This is a genomic window from Flavobacterium sp. ZB4P23 (assembly GCF_003970375.1).
GTDB lineage: Bacteria > Bacteroidota > Bacteroidia > Flavobacteriales > Flavobacteriaceae > Flavobacterium.
In genome coordinates this window covers 31,814-52,836 of the sequence record NZ_RYDK01000003.1, presented here as the reverse complement: position 1 = coordinate 52,836, position 21,023 = coordinate 31,814, and the positions used below count along the sequence as shown (strand labels likewise).

Genomic DNA, 21,023 nt, shown 5'->3' with positions numbered 1-21,023 from the left:
TATACGATTTGTACAGGTCTTTAATTTCAATCATAATCTGGCAATTTTAAAACACTATTTAATTAGTTTCAACAGTAAATTATACGGAAATAAAAAGAATGACTTCAAGGATTTTAACCATAAGACTTCGTTGCAGATAAAATGTTACACTTTAATCTTAAAAAAGAATAGTTTTATTAATTTTACCGCTTTAAACCCGAATTAAATGCCAAAAACGCTATCAACCCTGCTTACACTCTGTTCTATAATTTTATTTTTTAGCTGTTCGTCAACAAATCAAATTGAAGCTTTGAAACCTGAGCCTGACGACGCAACACCATTAGTCTATGAAAATACTCCGTCCTTTATCAACTTGCCCATCAGTATCAAACTGAAAGAAATTCAAAACCAAACCAACACTCTAATGAACGGCTTGATTTACGAAGACAACAACATTGACGATGATGGCATTGAAATGAAAGTTTGGAAATTGGAACCAATAAGTATCGTGAATGACCCGGAGAACTCAGGAGAAAAAATAAAAACTATTTTACCCTTAAAAGCGGTTGTGAAATACCGAATTGGCACTAAAAAAATGGGTATTGAATTGTATGATACGCGGGAATTCAACCTGAATGGCGTGATCACTTTAGTAAGCGAAATTAGCTTAACCAATTGGAAACTGAATACCACAACCCAACTGCAATCATTGGACTGGAATGAAAGCCCAACGATGCGTGTTTTTGGAAAAAATGTTCCAGTTACCTATTTAATCAATCCTGCTATCCAATTATTTAAATCCAAAATCGAAAATAAAATTGATGCCGCGATTGCGAAATCAATGGATTTCAAGCCGAATGTGTTGACCGCTTTAGAAAAAATTTGCATCCCTTTTCAAATGAGTACAACTTACAACAGTTGGCTTCGTATTGTTCCTATTGAAATTTATTCTACAAATGCCCAACTAAAAAAAGACACTTTTGTGTTGCAAATGGGGATGAAATGCAACATGGAAACCATAATAGGACAAGAACCTGATTCTAAATTTGATGGTTCAAAAATTATTTTAAAACCAGTTACTAAAATTCCAGAAGCCATCACTGCAAATATCATTGCTGTTTCGACCTATCAGGAGGCTTCAAAAATAATGACCAGGAATTTTGCAGGCCAAGAATTTAGCTCAGGACCAAAGAAAGTAAAAGTGCAAAATGTAGCAATTTGGCACAAAACCGGAAAAATGATTATTGCGCTAGAAATAACAGGATCTGTAAACGGAACACTCTATTTGTCCGGATTACCCAAATATAATGAACAAACAAAAGAGATCTATTTTGATCAATTGACCTATGCTTTGGATACCAAAAATAAATTGATGCGCACTGCTAGTTGGCTTGCACAAGGATTTGTATTGCGAAAAATGGAACAATCTTGCCGATATTCCTTGATACCAAATCTTGAAGAGGGTCAAAAAAATATACTGCCTTATCTAAAAAATTATTCTCCAATGCAAGGCGTGTTCATCAATGGAAAAATGGAAAACATTCAATTTCAAAGAATCCAATTGACAAATCAAGCCATCTTAGCCTTTATAAAAGTAAAAGGAACCATCAATGTCGCTATAAACGGCCTGAAATAATTTTTCCATTTTAAAAAAAATAAAAAGTGCAGTTTAACTGGATTTGTTTTTTTTCATTCGATAAATAGCGTAACCAATCCCTGCAACCAGAAGATAAGGAATTACCATTAAATATACAATTCCGTCATTAACCGCCGCTGCTGTAGTGGTATTTCCTTCACTCGTCAATGCCGCGCGACACATCGCACATTGAGCCTTTACAGAAGACGAAAAAAGAAAACAAATTAGTACAAATATAGATACAGACCACTTTCTGATTATACTCTTGGTTTTTGAAATCTGACTTTTACTTTTAATATACATAATAAGGGGAAATCATTAAATAAACAATTACTCCGGTAACGGCGACATACAACCAGATTGGGAAAGTAATTTTGGAGATCTTTTTATGACTTTCAAAATTTTGTGCTAATGCTCTAACGTACGTAATTAAAACCATTGGAATAATCGCAATCGATAAAATAATATGCGTGATTAAAATCAATAAATAAACGATTCGTAATGATCCTATAGCTACTCTTTCAGAATCCTCTAATATAAGATTATGGTTAGAATCTCCAAAAACAGCAGAAACGGACGTCATGTGATAGGCAACATACATTACCAAGAAGGCAATAGACAATGCAATAGCGCCTGTCATCAACCTTTCGTGTAATTTTCTTTTTCCGTTTTTAATTGCTACTACGGCTGCTACTAACAAAATCGCAGTAACCCCATTAGTGGCAGCATAAATGGGTGGCAAAAAAGAAAGAGGCGCTACATTATATCCCAAATCTTTTAATTTGACCCCAAAGAGTATAGCCACAACTACTGGTATTAGTACCGATACCGCTATAATTAGCGTATTGTATTTTTTTTCTAAAGAACTGTTTTCCATTTACTCTTTTAATAAAATATTAATATCCTGTTGGATGTTCCTTACTCCTTTTTTATCTAAACCATCGTAATATAAAATTGGATTCCCAAAATCATCTTTTCTACAACGAATATTTCCATTCTTATCAATCAAGGCAAACAATCCTGAATGCTCGAATCCACCTGCTGCTTTATTATTTTCCCCAGCATAAAGATTAAATCCCTTATTGGCCAGATTAAAAATGTAGGCTTTATCCCCGGTCAAAAAATTCCAATTCGTAGATTTTACTCCTAAAAAGTCTGCATGCTCTTTTAATACTTCTGCAGTATCGTGCTCTGGATCTATAGTAATAGAAACGATCCCAAAATTAGGATTTCCGAAAAAACTTTTTTCAATAAGAAGCATACTTTCATTCATCTTTGGACAAATAGTAGGACAAGTTGAAAAGAAAAACTCTAAAACATAGACCTTTCCTTTGTAGGTTTCATTCGTTATTTTTTTATTGTCTTGATTTGTCAATTCGAATTGTGGGGCTGGACCAATTTTAGTTAGCTTCTCACCTTCTATAACTGCTGGCCTCACACTGTCAAGACGGTCGCCCTGAACCACTTTGTCATTTTTAATTCTATCTACAATTTTTGGAATCGCATAGATGCCAAAAATCAAAATAATAAACGAAATACCGATATATGATTTATTCTTAAACATAAACTATAAATTTAAATTTTTCTACTGGCATTCTTATTTTTCTTCAGAGCAGCGCGATATTCATACAAAATGACTTTAAAATCATCCAGCATTTCATTGCTTAACTCAGCGGGGTGAAACGTATTATACCCCTCTTTGGTATCTTTTACTAATTTCCTCCCTCGAAGATTGCGTTCTTTATCGATGATATACACTTTGGGAGTCCCTAACTTTTGGTCAAGGTTCTCGATCAGTTTTAATTGCTTGTGATACGCTTGAATTTCTTCAGCTGAGGCAAACACAAAACGCCATTGTGCCATATCTGTAAAAGCGGACAAGGCATCAACTACTTTCTTCGCATCTTTCTCAGTCCCTATAGGGCAAATTACTACGAACTGGACATCTTTAAACTTATGATACGTTTGATAAATTTTCTGATTTAGGTTAAAAAGGTTGCCTCGGTTTATCAAAAGATCTGTCCCTGAAAACCCCAGAACGGTAACCTTATCATTTAAACTGATTTTTCCTCCGTCTAAAGTAGACCAATCTCCAAAATCAGCTGTTTTAGGGGTTACAATAGGAAGTTTTGTAAAACTGTTTACACCAGAAGCAAAAAAGAGGTACGCAACGATGGGTAAAATAAAAAGAACAAAAAGAACACTATTTTTTTTCATTGTGACAATGCTATTTATTAAAGTACAAAAATAAAAAAAGGCACGCAATGCGCACCCTTTTTTGAATTAATATCGTGTTAAAAATTCCATTTAATCGTGGAATTTTTAAAAACATCATGAATATAATCTCCTTCTGTCAAAAGAATGAAAAGCAGGTAAATGATCAAGAAAATTAAAGGCAAAACAACTGCACTTCTTAAACTACTTTTTTCACCCTCCATGTGCATGAAGGCCCAAACTATATAGTACGCCTTATAAATTGTAAGGCCATAAAATATCCAGTTAAGCAAATTCATACCCATAAAATTATTCATGTGAAGAACTTCAGGTTTCAAAATCCCAAGAATAACTTCTATTATGGTAACGGCAGATAATATTCCGAAAACTTTCCAGATTCTACCTATGTTAGATACGTGTACGTGTGACATGATAATTACTTTTTTTGAAAATTAAACAAGATAGAAAACGGTGAATACAAACACCCAAACTAAATCGACAAAATGCCAATAGAGCCCCACTTTTTCTACCATTTCGTAGCTACCTCTTTTTTCATAGGTTCCAATTAATACATTAAAAAATATAATAATATTAATTATTATTCCTGAAATAACGTGAAAACCGTGAAAACCAGTGATAAAGAAAAAGAAATCAGCAAATAATTTACTTCCATATTCATTTCTGACCAGATTTGCGCCTTCCACAACATAATGTGCCTGACCCAATCTAGATACGGATTCTTCTCTAGAAAGAATTGTTTTCTGTTTGGTTGCGGTCATCACTTCTGTTCGAATCAAAAGTTCAGGATGTGCTTTGAAACCGGCTTGAACCTCGGCTACAGAATAGGAAGGCAATGATGGCTCACTCATAAACCATTTGGCTTTATTTGGAGTCAATTGCTCTCTTTCTTCGTGCAGATTGGCAGCAAAATCAGCCAAAGCTACACGATTTCCGTCTTTATCAACAAACTGAAGCAAACTACCTCCTTTTGTTTCAATAGCGCCGTATTCGCCTTTGATGAAATTTTTCCATTCCCAAGCTTGAGACCCTACGAAAATCAAACCTCCAATAATAGTTAAAAACATATAAAGGATTACTTTATTTTTTTTCATTTGATGCCCTGCGTCAACGGCCAAAACCATAGTCACAGATGAAAAGATCAAAATAAAAGTCATTAATGCTACATAATACATCGGAGCAGATACCCCGTGCATAAATGGAAAGTGTGTAAACACTTCATCAGCCAACGGCCATGTCTCAATAAATTTAAATCTAGAAAAACCATACGCGGCTAAAAATCCAGAGAACGTTAAAGCATCCGATACGATAAAAAACCACATCATCAATTTGCCATAACTTGCCCTCATTGGCTCATTGCCGCCTCCCCAAGTTTTCTCTTCACTATTTGCAGTAGTAACTGTCGCTTCCATAAAAATTATTCGTTAAAAAGTTCCCAAATTTACGTTTTTTTCTTATTTAAAGAAATATAAAAACAAAAACAAATAAACCCATAATAGATCCAAAAAGTGCCAGTACATTGCACCTAGTTCTATACCAAGGGTTTGAGATGAATTGTATTTTTGTTTAAAATGATTATAAATTATAATTAGTAGTGAAATCACACCGCCAGCAAGGTGAATCAGGTGTACAACCGTTACAACATATAAAAAAGTAGTCGTTATTGAGCTTCCACTTCCCGTGAAATAATACCCGCTTTCGACTATTTCTCCAAAACCTGCAAACTGCAAAAAAACAAACAATATTCCTAATGCTAAAGTAGCTAAAAGAAACATTGTAGTTCGTGTTTGATTGTCTTTTTGAATCGCTTTTTTGGCTAGGTAAAAAGTCACACTACACCCTATAATTGCCGCAGTGCTATAGTAAAAAGCAATTGGCAATTGAAAATTCTTCAACCAGTCGGCTCTTGATTTACTCACTACAAAAGCACTCGTTAGTCCTGCAAACATCATAGTCATACTCACCATAGCAAACAACAAAATCAATTTATAGGATCTTGCCGTTCTTGATTTTTGCTCGGCTGCTGTCATTATCATTTCCATAATTTATCTTAAAAATTTATCAAATATATAGACTAATTGTAACAAAGTAATATAGGCTACACTAACTAACATCAAAGTTTTAGCCGCTTTTGCGGTTCGTAATTTATACAATCGAACGGCATAAAAAAGCATCCAAATACCCAGTAAAAATACAACAATTGCTGCAATTGGCGTGATAAAAAAACGTCCCGTATACCCTAAAACCGGCAATAAGGAAGCCAAAATAAGCCACACTGTATATAGAATAACCTGCAAAGCGGTTCCTTTGTCTTTCTTTCCCGTTGGTAACATAAAGAACCCTGCTTTTTCATAATCTTCGTATAGAAACCAACCAATAGCCCAAAAATGTGGAAATTGCCAAAAAAACTGAATCAAAAACAAGGTTCCTGCCTCTATTCCAAATTCTCCCGTTGCCGCTACCCACCCCAACATAAAAGGAATTGCACCCGGAAATGCCCCCACAAAAACGGACAATGAAGTCATTGTTTTTAATGGCGTATAAACACTTGTGTATAAAAATATGGAAATAGCACCAAACATGGCCGTCTTCGGGTTGATCGTATAAAGCATCGCAATTCCTATAACGGTAAGCAAACTTGCTACCAGCAATGCAGTGCGTTGAGACATTCTTCCCGTTGGAACCGGACGATTTTTGGTCCTGTCCATCAAAGCATCTAAATCTTTTTCAATTACCTGATTAAAGACATTCGAAGCGCCCACCATACAATACCCGCCTACAGCTAATTTGAACAACACCGCCCAATCTAAAGAGTGCAAATCATAAATCCCAAGCATAAATCCTGCAATAGATGAAAATACGACACTAACGGCTAAACGAGCCTTAGTGATTTCGCGGAAATCGATATAAATAGATTTTAATGAAAGGGTACTTTGTGTTGTGCTCAATGCTAAAGATGATTTGCTTTGTAAAAACTTTTGCAAAAGTAGGGTATCAAAAGGGATTTGACAAAAAACAATTCATAAAAAACTTTTTTAAAATGAAAATGAAAACTAATAGTCAAAATACCAGTTAAAAATATCAGCTCTTAATCCTAAAGTTAGCCAATTAGTGCTCTGATTGAAAGTTGTTGCCGTATTTTTTGAAGGGTCGAAACTCCTGTAAATATAGCTTCCAAAAAACTTCAGGTTGGTTGCCGGATTGACTAAATATCCCCCTTGAAAGTCCGCAATAAAAACAGCTGTTTTATTTCCTTGACCCACTTTTACACCACTGTCAAACGGCCTGTTTTCATCATAATCCTTGTAAATATTTCCTCCATAATTAAAAACATCTTCTGTTGTACCAAAATCCAGGCCTCGAGTTCCCATAGTAACTTTTGCGTCAGCAAAACACCTTCCTTTGTGGTATCGGGCAATTGCAATAAATTCCTTAAAATTTCCGCCCCACTGATGTCCTATACTTTGATTATTATGTCCATAATTTGTGATTGGAGCACTATGAGAATATACATACGGACGAACATGATTGTACTCTAACTGCAATAGTAAATTATCTACTTTGAAAGCATCAAAATATTTAATTCCAAGTTGGTATCCGTATTTATTTTTCCAGCTGTTATCCCGTTTTTTTACATCACCAAGCGAAAATTCATCGAGAACAAACTGTCCGTATAAGTTAATCTGGTTGCTCCATTTGTATTTATAAGTCAATCCTAAAAGCGCATTTCCGGTTCTTGCTGACGAAGCAAATTCGACCGCACGATAAAAAATTATGGGATTCACAAAACTCATGTCAAATCCTCTCTCATTGGTATTTGTCCAAATCACAGATTCGAAGAAACCTAGATTCAGCCTGTTCGAAACATTCCAACTCAAATAATGGTTGGCCATAAACTTCGTAGCGTAGGTTCTTTCCAGCGTAGCGTCCGGGCGAACGTCTTTAAGCCACATATAAGTATTGGTATATTTTATTTTCCAAAAATTAGTATTCAATTTAAAATAAGGATAGGGACTGGCGCCATCACTTTCTAACAAAGAGCGATAACCATCCCCAATAAAATTTCTTCCGTAACCCAATTGCATATCAATATGTTTGCTGGGCGCAAAAGTCAAATTGGCTTCGGCCAAAGGAAAATCATACGAATCCGTTTTGAAATCTTTTGCAATTCCGATTCCCGGAATAATCGCAGGATTACCTCCATCCGGTTTGATTGACTCAGCATACCGATTGTAATAATCCGCAAAACGACCCTGACTTTCAAAAATGGTTGTGGTAAAATTGAGTTGTTTTCCTATACCACCACGAAAATTTATCCCCCGTGTATTTACATAAGTATAAGAAGCCTCCGTTTGGGTAGCCTTCCCAAGCTGCAGGTCAAAAATAGGATTAACTGTAAACCAATAGCCTTCCCCTTGAATTGCAACTGTACTCTCATTCCATAGTTTTCTGGCCCACCAGCCGGAAACATTCTTTTTCAGCTTTTCATTGGCTCCTTTTAAGTCATAATATTTTGACACCTCCGTGTATGTATATGGTTTTGATGCCGTATGATTATTGCTCCCCACTTGATTTAACGAAGCATCAAATTGCGCATAATAACTGTGTGAAAAGGGCACATTCAAATGGCTATCAAATTCAGGGTTATTAAATTTTTTATACACGATGCTATCCAGTTCTGTTACCTTTTTATTGCTACTAGGCAGGAATTCGGCTTTCGCCAAAGCTTCAGCAACAACTTCTTCCCTGTTTTTTAAAGGAATTGCAATCGTCATTGTAAACTTATTATAGGTGGGGTTGCCGTTGTAGGTTGAGGGTTGAATTTTAGGCAATTTTGCAAAAACTCTTTTGGTTTCCTTTATCAGGTCTTGCGCTATGGCATCTACATAAATCACTTTAAATACCCCCGTATTATCTACTTCAAAGAGCACTTTTACCGCTCCTTGAAAATCATTTTGGACTAGGTGCTCTGGAATTTCAAAGTTTTGAAAAACAAAATCCTGAACCTGATTATAGAAACACGTTTCTAATGTTTTGGATTGCAAGTTTACACAATCTGGAAAAACAGGAAATCGTTCGGCTGAATTTCCTGACTCTTGCAGTAAACTATTAATCTGCTGAGCGTTTGTATAGAAAGAAGACAGGAACAAAAGCATTACAAACACTGTTTTTTTTACCTCAATTTCCTTTATAAATCTAATATTCATTGTGTGAATTTTGACCGTTAGCAATCATTTTAGCTCCCGAAGTTCCTATTCGTCTTACGCCTAATCGGATCATTTCAACAGCTTCCTCATACGTCCGCACTCCTCCGGCAGCTTTTACCGGTAAAGGCGACGCATTTTCGAGCATCATTTTTATAGCAGGAATCGTAGCGCCATTGGGCAGATTATTTTCCGTTTTATAAAATCCGGTTGAAGACTTCACAAAAATCGTAGCGAACAACTCTTGCTGAAAATTAGAAACAATAACATTTTTAATCAAACTTGATAATTGGATGATTTCTTTATCATTGAGCGCTGCAACTTCAATAATCCACTTTACAACTTTCTTTTTGGCCAATCCCAATTGCGTGCACTTTAGAATTTCATCTTTGACCAAGTCAATTTCACCATTTTTGAAGGCTTCATAATTACAAACAAAATCCAGATCATCAGCCCCATTATCTATAGCCTGTCCGGCCTCAATCAACTTCTGTTCAATTGAAGATTTGCCCTGCGGAAAATCAATTACAGTTCCTATTTCCAGATTTGAATGTGCCGAAAGAATCATTTTTCTAGCTAAAGGAACCATCTCGGGACGTATCATAATGAGTTTAAAGCGTTCCTCAATGGCTTCCTGAATAAATCCCTGAGCCACAAGCGTATTTTCTTCATGACTGAGACCCGCTTGTACCGCAGTTTTCAAATAGGTTGAGTCTAAATATTGCTTGATATCCATAGCGATTTTGATTTCATAATTATAGTGAACTCTGACTGACAAAAATACATTTTATATGCACATGAGCTTAGTGCTAGATCGTACAATTTAATTATTTTTGATACTACAACTGATACTTTCACTACCTTAAAAATAGTAAAAATCCTGTTCCGTAAAACCGCAACTCTTCTAGTGCCTAAAACATAAAATCCCACAAGAAGTGGGACTTTATCTTTATGTTTTTATTTCTTAAACAGCACCGCGATTGCTACTGCCAGCACCGCTCCGGATGTATTTGCTGAAACATCATATATGTCTGCATGTCTGGAAAGGGTAAACAACTCTTGTGAAATCTCGATTACTATTCCAAAAAAAAAGGAAAACAAAAAAGAAAACACTAACGGTTTTAAACTATTCGAACTGCTTATCTGTTTTTTTAAAAACAAATAACAAAATGACGTTAGTACAAAATGAAAAAAAGCATGGACATATTTATCTATATTTGACACATTCCCAAGAGGGACATTGTTCAATTGTATTAAACAAAAAAAGGCAATAATTCCAGCCCATACAATAGCTGCCCACAAAAATAGTTGCTTATGCACCAATAATTTCTTTATACGAATCACTCGAAAGAAGCGAATCAAATTCAGCAACATTAGTTACTTTAATTTTTACCATCCATCCGGCGCCATAAGGATCTGAGTTGACACTTTCCGGAGTGTTCTCTAGTGCGTCATTAAAAGCGATAATTTCTCCTGAGAGAGGAAGAAACAAATCAGAAACCGTTTTAACCGCTTCCACAGTCCCAAAAACCTCATCTTTCTCTAAAGTCTGATCTAAAGTTTCCACCTCAACATACACGATATCACCTAATTCTTTTTGCGCAAAATCAGTGATTCCTACTGTTGCAATATCCCCTTCAAGGCTTACCCATTCGTGATCTTTTGTGTACTTTAAATTTGCTGGTATGTTCATATTATTGTAATTGATAATTATTAAATGATAATTTGAATTTTATGTGACAAATGTAGCAATCTCAATTCAAATCTGGTTTAGATTTAAAGAAAATTAATTCCCAAAATTATACCGAAGTGTAAACCCGGAACGAACATTTGTCAGTGGAAAAGAAGTCGAGATTACTGCTTTAGAAAAAGAATGATCGTAATAGAAAATAGCCGTAAGGTTTTTACTAAAGGAATAATCAGCTTTTACGGTAAGTGACCACAAATTTTGACCGCCTGCCAGCTGATTGTTGTTATAATCCAAGTACCTTACAATGGTTTGATTGTTCCGATAGGACAAATCTGCTTTCAAATTAATATCGCTTTTTATTATTCCTGTGGGATTATCTGCGAGTCTGGAAGAAAAAATAACATCTTTGAAACGGTAGCCTAGCCCAACCACATATTCAATTCCTTTGACTTCGGTCAATAAATTATTATCAAAACTCATGGATAACGCTCTGTCTTTTTTGATTTCGGCCAATACTTTCAAGGAACTTTTCAGTTCAAAATCCATTCGCAACAACGGATTAAATTGCTCTACTAAATTGATATTAGACATGATGGTTTGATTAAAAAAATTACCACTTGCATCGATTCCTTCTGGTGTTTTGTCGTATTCAAAATTTGATCTGAATGCATTTATCGTATATGAAGCCCTGTAATTATGCTGCAGGGAGAATCGTTTGAAATTCTTTTTAAAAACTTCATAACGCATCAGTCCATTATATTTCACAGCCCAGTTTGGGATTGGAAAATTTCTAAAAATTCCCAGCGAAACAGCGGAAGCATCTCCCCCGGAATAAGCAGCTAAAAACGCTGGTAACAATACGGCCTGATTATTTTTTCCATAACCCAAAGGGAATCCTTCCGGATCCAGGTTACTCGGATTATTAATGTCGATGCCGCGCTGTGTTGCCAGTCTATTTGCCACAGTAAGCCTGTTTGATCTAAAGTCATCAAATGCAGCTGATATATTTTCATCACTACCCGAAAAGGAAGTTTTTATCAGAACGGTCGATATCGAGAAAATCCCGGCAGTGTAGGGAGATCTTGCGTTATAAACGCCATCGGTAACGTCATATTGTTCCGAAAAATTTTCAGAGTAGGCCCGGTCTAAAGTCAAATCAATTTTTAAATCCGGCAGTAAATCTACATTTGCTGTAGCTTTAAATAATTTATTTGTCACTCGGGAAAAATTTTGGTTGAAATCCGGATAATTGGTCAGCCATCCATTTTTTGCTGCTTCAAAGCGAACATCATCCTGACTTCCAAAAATAAATCCTAACGATGGTCTTGAAGAACCCAGAAACCCCACGCTTGGTGTGTATCCCGGCAAAACGGTACCGCTATTGTGTGTATAGGTCATCTGAATGTTTTTGACACTAGTCAACATCCCAATCAAACCATCTACAAATGGATTGTTTTTTGGAGCTTGGTTTGCATTCCTATTTACTATTTTTTCTCCCGGTTTTGGAGCAGTCATTCTAGGTTTAGATACTGTCTTAGTACTGTTTTTGGCAAGTCCTAAATATTTATACAACAAATCCATATTGAATGTTGCATTCAAATTATTGGAATTTGCATTTTGAACGGTATTTCCCAGATTATAATTAGCGCCTTCAATTTGTATTTCTGACAAAGCATTAGAAGTACGCTGCCAGCTGTAATCACCGGTATAAGAATACGTTGCTTTTACAAAACTGAACAACGGAATTTTATTAATTGGAATTTCATAATTCAAAACCAGTTGTTGCATGTGTTGATTTGGATCTCCCATGTCCCAATAACTATCCCAAATTGTAAACGTATCAATAGGCTCATTATTCTCGTTCAAATAGCTTTTTACAATATTGCTGGATGAAGCGGTATAGTTTAATTTCAGTGATTTTGTCAAATTATAATTAAATCCATATTGGTAATTAAAAGCAAAATTTCTACGATACAACGGATCAAGTCCTATGCCTTCTACCTCAACCTGTCTGAATTGCTGACGGTTGTATTGTCTAATAATATTGCTGTTAAACGAAATATTTGAAGGCAAATAATTAAAATTAAAATCACTCAGTAACTTCCAATAATTACTGTTTTTCATGAACTTAGTTTTCTTGAACGGCTCCACTGATTTAGGCTGAAATGTGTACGCATAATCTACAGAAGAGTTTACCTGTTGATCCACATAATCTTCGATTTCAAAATCATGTCTTTCTACTTCATTAAAAGATTGCGAAAAAGTAAAGTTTTCCGGGTCGTAAACATGCTGTTTTTGTTCCGGACCACGTTCTTTTCTAACCCCGATAAAGTTTATGCTTTTGCGTTTTGTATAATCAATAGCTCTACTGGCAATATTATCTCTTTGATTTTGATCCGTGGTTTTATCCAGTAACTGTTTTAGTTTTATATCTTGATTAAAAGGATCGTATTCCGGCGTTATTGTTTCTTCGCCTATAGCGTAATTAAAAGGCAGGTTAATCTGCCATTTTGGAGGCAGTAATTTTCCTAAATTCACATTAGCAACAATAGTATACTGTTGCGTATCTTCTCTGCTTCTTTCATTTGGGCCTTGCTCCAATGCTCCAAAACCAATAGTGCTTTTTCTACCGGAAGCTGAAACAGTGGCGAAATCAGCTAAATTTGAATCAATATTCAACACTGCGGCCATTCCGCCTTTGTTATCCATATCGGCCAGGCGAAGTTCATTAAACCAAACTTCTCCTTTAATATCGTTGCGGGCATCATTGTTTTTTACCCCAACCATTAAGGTTCGCACTAACCCAAAATTAGGATTCCCCTTAACTCCTATTCTTAATTTATTTATTTTATTGCCCAGGGAGGAATCCAATTCATCTTCATTTTGATAATAAATCCCATCTAATGGCAGTGTGGCAGGATCGATACTCATAGCCAGAATCTTCAATTGCGTTAATAAAGCAAGTGACAAATCAATTTCATTCTCTGCGGGCCAAACTGTTTCGGCACTCAAAGGTGAGCAATCAGAATTAGATGCTGATGATGGCGTGGTGACTTTTAAAGGAATTTCAATTTGGTAAAAATTCTGGGTAAAATCATTTCCAAAACGAATGAAACCTACCATTTGATTTTCTTGAAGTGCAATTTCGTTTGGTAAAGATTCTGCATGCAAAAACATTTTTAATTTCTTGAATTGGCGCATATCAATACTAACGTTTTTAAAAACGGCTCTGGAGTCTAATGGTTCCAGTCCGTTTCCGGATACCCGCAAGGCTAATGATTGTTCGTTTTGATTAATTACCGTGTTGTTATTAAACAGTTGTTCACGCGTTACGCCCGGTGGAGTAATGTAATTAACAGGACATCTTTGGTTGTTTTCCTGAACATTTACGGCTAAAACATCTAAATTAGTATTGTCATCGTCTATGTTAGTATCATTAAAATCAAGGGTATTGGTATAGCGTCTCCATTCTCCTCGAACTAAATCCAAGGCTCCAAAACGAACCGTTACTTGATCTTCAAAACCGGTCATAAACATTCTCATGAAACGAATAGATCTAAAATCGGAAATATTTCCTATTGTGTTTTCAGGTTGCGAAACCGGAATTTTAAACTGCAGCCATCGGGCCTCTGTATTTGAACCATCGGGCAAGGTCACTTGCGTATTTCTAATATCCGTAATGTAATTTTGTCCCACGGCCATATTGGGCTGGACAGTAATGCTGTATTCATAATACGCATTAATGGTATTCATCGTATTATCCTTATTGATATCCTCGACATCAGGAAGAGTGGTAGACCCTCTGTTAGGATCATTGATATCTACTGTTGAGTTGCCATCAGTACCGTTGTACATTTTGTATCGATCAATAATGCCGCCTGATGCATTCAAGTAAAAAGTATAGTCATCTGCCGCTGGATCCAGCTCAGAAGCAAAATTAGTATATACTGATCCTTCATTAGCATTAGACAAACCATCTAAACCAATGTCTTGATTTTTTCTATTATCAACATTTGTGTCAAAAGCATAAATCAATGATTGAGAAGCCGGGACATCGCCCCATATTGGCTGTGGATTTGCCACTATCTGATCCGGTCCTAATCCGTTTTCATATTGTTTTCTTCCATCTTTCAGGACATCCTCTGATATCTCTCCTAAGTTGAAGTATATTTTACCCGTATTTGTTTGTGCTGCCTGACCATTTCCTACATACGGATCTAAAATCCAAAACTGGATGTATTCCACATTTCCTTGTTCGAAATTAGTCGAATTTAATGCTCGCATGATTCCACCAAAATTGTCTTTGGCATTTGCACCAACATTTAGGCTGTTGTTATATGGCCCCCGTTCTAAAGGATAATAACTTAAATCTAATGTGTTTATCACTTGTGATTGTCCTTGGGCGATATCTGTCAGGGGATACAATTCCTGACTAAAGATTCTTCGGGTAGAATTAAATGAAAGGTCTTCATTAGAAACACCGGATGGTTTTTGTGTATAAAATATCGGATCTATAGAATACCATGATAATTTGGCTCTTTTAAACCCGTAACTTAAGTCATTGGCACTGGCATTAAAGTCATACGCACTAGTTGTGTTTTTTTCTGGGGTTGATGCAAGACTCCAAGAATATGGGCTTCGCATATCAATAGTAGATTGAGTTCCTTCAAAATCATCTACATAAATCGTAGATTCACCCTGAAATTGATCTGCTTTAGGCGAATCCGGTTTCAAGAAAGCAACTTCGCCTCGTATAGAAAGATTAGAAGGCACATCCGTATCCAGATTGGGTAATTTATTTACCAATCGAGTCAAGAATGGCACTTCGGTTGAAAAATTAGTATTAAATCCAAAAATAGTATTGTTGACCGATTCCTGTCCAAAACTCGATTTTTGAGTAAATGGCCTTTCGCTCATTTTCAAAAAAGTGGCTCCAACCACAAAATTATCAGCAATTTTATGCTCTACATTTACACCCATAAACCGCCTGGTTTGCTGGCCAAAAACAGAGTTGTTTTCCAATGACACCTCAATAGGCGTATTAGAGGCTTGAAGTGAAGCATCTAAAATCTGTACGCGACCCAATTGATAATTGACACTGTAGTCAATTCCTTCTACCAGAACCCTTCCTGCTGCGGTCACTACAACAGAACCTCTAGGAACATTAAAAGCGCCAATTGGTATTCCATCACCACCTGTAGATTTGTATTTCCCTCTTAATAAGAACTTATTTTTCTCACTATCCTGCAAAGCCCCTGATTGGGTGTTGCGGTACATATTGCGGAACACATATTTTTTCTGATTCTCATTATAAGAACTTACATTGTTATAATTTTCTATTAAAGCGGGGTTTGCTAATTTAGAAAACAATAATTCTCCAAACGGTTCTTTTGTGGTAAAAATAATTCTTCCGTTTTGAGCATCTATAGTCAGCCCTGGCATAAAGTCAAAAAAACCATCACCTCCGGCTTGCGGATCATTATTGAAATTTAATTTGTCTAAATTAAAGACTTTCAACAATGGTGTGCTGGTAACAGTATAATCTTTTGGAGGAATTTCATTTTTATTGTTAGCATCCGGAAAAGGACTTCCGGATACTTCCGTAATATAGTTTAGAGGCGAAGGATCCGTGTAGAGAATATTAAATCTGAAATCTTCTTGTTTCAATTGATAGCCCCCTTGAATCTGATAGATATTTTTCATCATCAGGTTCCAAATAGGGTTTCTAACGTTAGTCAAATTACTTTTCAGCATTTTCAATATCAAACTTTGCGAGATAACCGCTTGATTTGAGGAACCATTCCCCGTAACCACCGTTGCATCTACTCCATCATTACCAAATTCCCCCACTTGATAGACCTGATCGCCTATGGTATATTGATACGCCACTGCCAGAACCTCATCATTTGCCAGTCGTTGTTGCAATGAAATATATCCTAATTGTGAATTAAAAGTATATTCATTTGGATTCAGTTTTCGAGCATTTTCTAGTTTAGAATAATCCTGTGCTTCACTTACTGTCACATTAAAACCGGAGTTTGCCGTTACAATTTCACGTATATTGGGATTCAGCAAACCTCCTCCTGTAGTAATTTGTGCAGGATCATAATCATTATTTGAATTGTCAGCAGGAGAATCTAAGGGATTATTAAAAATACCTGTTGATGGATCTAAAACAACTACTTCGTTGTCTGCCAAACCCGATAATTGTCCTTCCCCTAAATCCTGAAGTGCAATAATATTTCTAAGGTTATTATTCGTGGTCGTGACACGGTTTTGCTTATTGGTTACCCAAATTTCGATTCGGGAGATCTGAACTCTACTGTCAATAAAAGGATAATTTGCCAGGGATTTATCATACCTGTTTCTGAAATATTGGGATAAGAAAAAATGCCTGTCACTATCATAATCTAAGGCAAACATCTCAAAATCTTCAATTGTGCCTCCACCTTGAGCGATTAAACTTTTAGTCTGCGATTTTTGTTCCGAAAAAACACCGGTGACTGTTGTTTTCCCAAACTGTAATTGTGTTTTTACACCAAATAGACTTTGTGCTCCACGGATCAAGGAACTATTCAATGGCATGCTGACATTACCCACTTCAATTTTTTGAATAATATCGTCCTCTGATGGTGCATATTCCAGCTTGATCAGGTTTTGAAAAGCAAATGTTGACTGCGTATCATAATTTACATTTACATTGAGCCGAGTCCCTACCTTTCCCATCAAGCTCATGCTAATTCTTTGATCAAAATCAAATGAAGTAGTAGTCCTGTTTCTCGGGGAAAATGAGGGATTGTCTTGTTTGGTATACCGCATTCCTAAATCCATTTCAACAGATCCGGTAGGTTTTACATCAATGGTATTGCTACCAAAAACAGATTCAAAAAGCCCTGATTTTACGTAATATCGAGGTAATAAATCTCTTTTAGCAATTTCACTTCCTTCCTTTTTTCCGTCAATAGCGTCTACTTTTTTCTTGAAATAATCCCGCATGGATTCCTTCAAAACAAGATTTTCATACTCTTTTGGTGTTAAAATAATAGGGTAATTAATAGAAAAACCATCCACGGAATTTGTATAGATGTACCTGTCAGTTACAGGATCATAGGTATATGCCGAAAGGACACTTTGAGGATTTTTTAACTGTACCTTCCCTATAGAAAATCCGGTTTTTACGGTATCCTGAACTGCCTGAGTTACTTGTGCATTTGACATAAAACCACAAAATAAAACAAGTGAAAAAATACAAATTTTATGCATACAACTCGTGTTTCTTGAATCCCTTTTTATAGATTTTTCAATGCTTTTTTGATGATTGTTTCCACTGTGGCGTCCGGATCTTCTTTAACAATTTTTTCTATAATTTTTTCCGAAGTTTTTCGTACAAAACCTAAAACTTCCAAAGCTGATAACGCTTCATCTCGATTTGTATTGTTCTGTGACATAGAAACTTCATCTAAGTCGTATAATTTTAATACTTTCTCTTTTAGATCCAGTATGACTCTTTGTGCTGTTTTACTTCCAATTCCTTTTATAGACTGAACAGTAATTACATCCGCAGTCGCAATTGCTTGTATGATTTGTTTAGGATCTAGCGAGGAAAGCATTGTTCTTGCTATGCTCGCTCCTATTCCTGAAACGGACAATAACATTTTGAATATTTCTCTTTCTGACTTTTCCATAAAACCAAAAAGTGTATGCGCATCTTCTTTTATCTGAAGATACGTATACACTTTTATAAAATCTGTACTAGGAAGTAACGAATAGGTATGTAAGGAAATATTTACGTGGTAACCTACGCCACCACAATCAATAATTATGTGAGTGGGTGATTTCTCAACTAGTTTCCCTTGTAAGTGTGCTATCATGAATTAACAATATGTTAACAAATATAACAAAATTAGCATACTATTTTAGTAAATTCATTAATTTAACTTTGTTAGCTTCTTGACGCTTTTCTGAATTTAATTTATTTTTTCTTTTGTTTTTCCTGAGCATCAATCACAGCAATAGCTGCCATGTTTACCATTTCCTCAACACTGGCTCCCAATTGAAATATGTGAACAGGTTTTCCCATCCCTAACATGATTGGCCCAATAGAATCTACTTTATTTAGTTCTTTCAACAGTTTATAGGTGATATTAGCCGATTCCAAATTGGGAAAAATAAGGGTGTTTACTTTTTTGCCTGCCAATTTAGAAAACGGAAATTTCTCTTTCAGCATTTCTGGATTAAGGGCAAAATCAGCCTGAAGTTCTCCATCAATAATCATTTCCGGATGATTTTCATGCAAATAAGCAACCGCTTGTCTTACTTTAGTGGCACTTTCATTTGAGGAAGATCCAAAATTAGAATAGGAAATCATGGCAATGACTGGCTCTACTCCAAACATTCTGGCGGTTTTAGCTGTCATAACTGCAATTTTTGCCAAATCATCTGCTGATGGATTAATATTTATAGCCGTATCAGATAAAAACATTGGCCCACGAGCCGTCATCATCATATTAGTAGTAGCCACCAGCGAAGCACCAGGTGCTTTCTCGATAAGCTGTAAAATAGGTTTTACCACCGTAGGATAGCTTCTGGAATATCCTGTTACCAATGCATCAGCTTCGCCTTCATTGACCATCATAGCCGCAAAATAATTTCTTTCGCGCATCAGCTTCTGAGCATCTAATAATGAGATTCCTCGTCTTTGTCTGGAGGTCCAGTATGTCGTGGCAAACTTATTTCTTCGACCTTCTTCTTCAGTGATTTTCGGATCAATAATTTCAACATCGGCATCAAAGCCAATTTCTGCTTTCAATTCTAAAATAATTTCTTTATTCCCCAATAAAACTGGAAAACCTATTCCTTCTTCCAATACTATCTGGGCTGCTTTCAAAACATCTAAGTGATCTGCTTCGGCAAAAACGATTTTTTTAGGATCCATTTTAGCTCTATTGGTAATCAATCGAACCATTTTATTATCATTCCCTAAACGCTCTAAAAGTTCCTCTTCATACTTGACCCAATCCGTTATAGGATTCAATGCAACCCCAGAATCCATTGCTGCTTTAGCTACCGCCGGAGCAACAACTATAATCAATCTTGGGTCAAAAGGAGAAGGTATAATATAATCCCGTCCAAATGTTAACTTTTTAGCCCCGTAAGCGATATTCACTTGTTCAGGAACGGACTCTTTCGCTAAAGCTGCCAGCGCTTTGACTGCAGCCATTTTCATGGCTTCATTTATTTTGGTCGCACGCACGTCTAAGGCACCCCTAAAAATATAAGGGAATCCAAGAACATTATTCACTTGATTAGGATAATCAGACCTTCCAGTAGCCATAATCACATCTTTTCGAGTTGCAATGGCTAAATTATAATCAATCTCCGGATCTGGATTTGCCATAGCGAAAACGATAGGATTTACAGCCATTCCCTGTAACATTTTAGGGGTCATAATATCTCCTGATGATAACCCTAAAAAGACATCAGCACCAACTAAAGCTTCTTCAAGACTGATAGGTAAAATGTCTTTGGCATATTTTAATTGTAAATCAGACAATTTCGGATTGTCTTTGGTCAACAATCCTTTGCTGTTATACATTAGGATATTTTCTAGTTTTACACCCAGTAAAATATATAAATTTGCACAAGCAAGAGCGGCTGAACCTGCTCCTGAAACTACCAATTTTACATCTTCTACATTTTTGCCGGCCAGCTCAAGGGCATTTAGCAATGCTGCCGAAGAAATGATGGCTGTACCATGCTGATCATCGTGCATCACGGGTATATTAAGCTCTTCTACAAGCCGTCTTTCTATTTCGAAAGATTCCGGTGCTTTGATATCTTCCAGATTAATACCCCCAAAAGTTGGCGCTATGTTCTTTACCGTCTGGATGAATTCTTCTATATCTTTTGTCCCAATTTCAATATCAAATACGTCGATATTGGCGAAAATTTTAAACAACAATCCTTTTCCTTCCATTACTGGTTTTGACGCTTCCGGACCAATGTCTCCCAATCCTAAAACTGCAGTTCCATTAGTAATCACTGCAACTAAATTTCCTTTTGCAGTATATTTATAAACATTGTTTACGTCTTTAGCAATTTCTAAACACGGCTCAGCTACACCAGGAGAATAGGCCAAAGATAAATCTCTTTGTGTTGCATATTTCTTGGTGGGAACTACTTGAATTTTACCAGGAGTCGGCTTTGCGTGGTATAATAATGCTTCTCTTCTTTTGCTATTCTTTTCCATTGTTTTTAGATTTTATTCTAGCGCGTAAAGATA

16 protein-coding genes are annotated in these 21,023 nt (G+C 36.1%); 1 reads left to right on the top strand and 15 read right to left on the bottom strand.

Annotated elements, in window-relative coordinates:
- Positions 1-205 precede the first annotated feature (205 nt).
- Positions 206-1,615: a DUF4403 family protein gene (locus tag EKL99_RS05760; protein WP_126576553.1), complete on the top strand. Its 1,410-nt coding sequence runs from the start codon at positions 206-208 to the stop codon at positions 1,613-1,615.
- Positions 1,616-1,648: 33 nt separating this feature from the next.
- On the opposite strand, the gene EKL99_RS14880 is transcribed toward EKL99_RS05760, so the two are convergent.
- From EKL99_RS14880 to EKL99_RS05685, 15 genes are all read right to left on the bottom strand, one after another.
- A complete protein-coding gene (locus EKL99_RS14880; protein WP_317125129.1) occupies positions 1,649-1,798 on the bottom strand; it encodes a hypothetical protein in 150 nt (49 codons plus the stop codon).
- A gap of 109 nt (positions 1,799-1,907) precedes the next feature.
- Positions 1,908-2,492, bottom strand: a complete 585-nt coding sequence (locus EKL99_RS05750) for a DUF420 domain-containing protein (RefSeq protein WP_126576552.1) — start codon at positions 2,490-2,492, stop codon at positions 1,908-1,910.
- Positions 2,493-3,179 (bottom strand): SCO family protein, encoded by a 687-nt coding sequence (locus EKL99_RS05745; protein ID WP_126554780.1) that lies wholly within the window; start codon positions 3,177-3,179, stop codon positions 2,493-2,495.
- 11 nt (positions 3,180-3,190) lie between these two features.
- Positions 3,191-3,832 (bottom strand): hypothetical protein, encoded by a 642-nt coding sequence (locus EKL99_RS05740; protein WP_126458498.1) that lies wholly within the window; start codon positions 3,830-3,832, stop codon positions 3,191-3,193.
- A 77-nt stretch (positions 3,833-3,909) separates the two neighbouring features.
- Positions 3,910-4,260: a cytochrome C oxidase subunit IV family protein gene (locus EKL99_RS05735; RefSeq protein WP_126576551.1), complete on the bottom strand. Its 351-nt coding sequence runs from the start codon at positions 4,258-4,260 to the stop codon at positions 3,910-3,912.
- Between the two features lie 21 nt (positions 4,261-4,281).
- Positions 4,282-5,259: a cytochrome c oxidase subunit 3 gene (locus EKL99_RS05730; RefSeq protein WP_126458495.1), complete on the bottom strand. Its 978-nt coding sequence runs from the start codon at positions 5,257-5,259 to the stop codon at positions 4,282-4,284.
- Between the two features lie 42 nt (positions 5,260-5,301).
- The gene (locus EKL99_RS05725) at positions 5,302-5,889 is read right to left on the bottom strand and encodes a cytochrome c oxidase subunit 3 (protein WP_126576550.1); all 588 of its coding nucleotides are present in this window, start codon (positions 5,887-5,889) and stop codon (positions 5,302-5,304) included.
- Positions 5,890-5,892: 3 nt separating this feature from the next.
- Positions 5,893-6,795 carry a heme o synthase gene (gene cyoE, locus EKL99_RS05720; protein ID WP_126554776.1) on the bottom strand — a complete coding sequence of 301 codons (903 nt, stop codon included), beginning with the start codon at positions 6,793-6,795 and terminating at the stop codon, positions 5,893-5,895.
- A 105-nt stretch (positions 6,796-6,900) separates the two neighbouring features.
- The gene (locus EKL99_RS05715; protein WP_126576549.1) at positions 6,901-9,054 is read right to left on the bottom strand and encodes a gliding motility protein RemB; all 2,154 of its coding nucleotides are present in this window, start codon (positions 9,052-9,054) and stop codon (positions 6,901-6,903) included.
- A complete protein-coding gene (deoC, locus tag EKL99_RS05710; RefSeq protein ID WP_126554899.1) occupies positions 9,044-9,787 on the bottom strand; it encodes a deoxyribose-phosphate aldolase in 744 nt (247 codons plus the stop codon). Before deoC ends, EKL99_RS05715 begins: the two co-directional genes overlap by 11 nt.
- A gap of 221 nt (positions 9,788-10,008) precedes the next feature.
- Positions 10,009-10,425 carry a VanZ family protein gene (locus EKL99_RS14875; protein ID WP_126454173.1) on the bottom strand — a complete coding sequence of 139 codons (417 nt, stop codon included), beginning with the start codon at positions 10,423-10,425 and terminating at the stop codon, positions 10,009-10,011.
- Positions 10,364-10,744, bottom strand: coding sequence for a glycine cleavage system protein GcvH (gene gcvH / locus EKL99_RS05700; protein ID WP_126454175.1), 381 nt, complete (start codon positions 10,742-10,744; stop codon positions 10,364-10,366). The genes EKL99_RS14875 and gcvH overlap by 62 nt, the downstream gene beginning before the upstream one ends.
- 93 nt (positions 10,745-10,837) lie before the next feature.
- The gene (gene sprA, locus EKL99_RS05695) at positions 10,838-18,004 is read right to left on the bottom strand and encodes a cell surface protein SprA (protein WP_126576548.1); all 7,167 of its coding nucleotides are present in this window, start codon (positions 18,002-18,004) and stop codon (positions 10,838-10,840) included.
- A gap of 26 nt (positions 18,005-18,030) precedes the next feature.
- A complete protein-coding gene (gene ruvA / locus EKL99_RS05690) occupies positions 18,031-18,612 on the bottom strand; it encodes a Holliday junction branch migration protein RuvA (protein WP_126458479.1) in 582 nt (193 codons plus the stop codon).
- Positions 18,613-18,713: 101 nt separating this feature from the next.
- Complete coding sequence (locus EKL99_RS05685) at positions 18,714-20,990, bottom strand: NADP-dependent malic enzyme (protein ID WP_126554769.1); 2,277 nt, start codon at positions 20,988-20,990, stop codon at positions 18,714-18,716.
- Between the last annotated feature and the right edge of the window lie 33 nt (positions 20,991-21,023).

Excerpts from the sequence above, each read along its gene's own strand:
- EKL99_RS05750 (WP_126576552.1), bottom strand. The coding sequence starts at position 2,492 with ATGGAAAACAGTTCTTTAGAAAAAAAATACAATACGCTAATTATAGCG.
- EKL99_RS14875 (WP_126454173.1), bottom strand. The coding sequence starts at position 10,425 with ATGTTGCTGAATTTGATTCGCTTCTTTCGAGTGATTCGTATAAAGAAA.
- EKL99_RS05730 (WP_126458495.1), bottom strand. The coding sequence starts at position 5,259 with ATGGAAGCGACAGTTACTACTGCAAATAGTGAAGAGAAAACTTGGGGA.
- EKL99_RS05725 (WP_126576550.1), bottom strand. The coding sequence starts at position 5,889 with ATGGAAATGATAATGACAGCAGCCGAGCAAAAATCAAGAACGGCAAGA.
- ruvA (WP_126458479.1), bottom strand. The coding sequence starts at position 18,612 with ATGATAGCACACTTACAAGGGAAACTAGTTGAGAAATCACCCACTCAC.
- EKL99_RS05715 (WP_126576549.1), bottom strand. The coding sequence starts at position 9,054 with ATGAATATTAGATTTATAAAGGAAATTGAGGTAAAAAAAACAGTGTTT.
- EKL99_RS05760 (WP_126576553.1), top strand. The coding sequence starts at position 206 with ATGCCAAAAACGCTATCAACCCTGCTTACACTCTGTTCTATAATTTTA.
- EKL99_RS14880 (WP_317125129.1), bottom strand. The coding sequence starts at position 1,798 with ATGTGTCGCGCGGCATTGACGAGTGAAGGAAATACCACTACAGCAGCG.
- EKL99_RS05740 (WP_126458498.1), bottom strand. The coding sequence starts at position 3,832 with ATGAAAAAAAATAGTGTTCTTTTTGTTCTTTTTATTTTACCCATCGTT.
- deoC (WP_126554899.1), bottom strand. The coding sequence starts at position 9,787 with ATGGATATCAAGCAATATTTAGACTCAACCTATTTGAAAACTGCGGTA.
- EKL99_RS05735 (WP_126576551.1), bottom strand. The coding sequence starts at position 4,260 with ATGTCACACGTACACGTATCTAACATAGGTAGAATCTGGAAAGTTTTC.
- sprA (WP_126576548.1), bottom strand. The coding sequence starts at position 18,004 with ATGCATAAAATTTGTATTTTTTCACTTGTTTTATTTTGTGGTTTTATG.
- EKL99_RS05685 (WP_126554769.1), bottom strand. The coding sequence starts at position 20,990 with ATGGAAAAGAATAGCAAAAGAAGAGAAGCATTATTATACCACGCAAAG.
- EKL99_RS05745 (WP_126554780.1), bottom strand. The coding sequence starts at position 3,179 with ATGTTTAAGAATAAATCATATATCGGTATTTCGTTTATTATTTTGATT.
- gcvH (WP_126454175.1), bottom strand. The coding sequence starts at position 10,744 with ATGAACATACCAGCAAATTTAAAGTACACAAAAGATCACGAATGGGTA.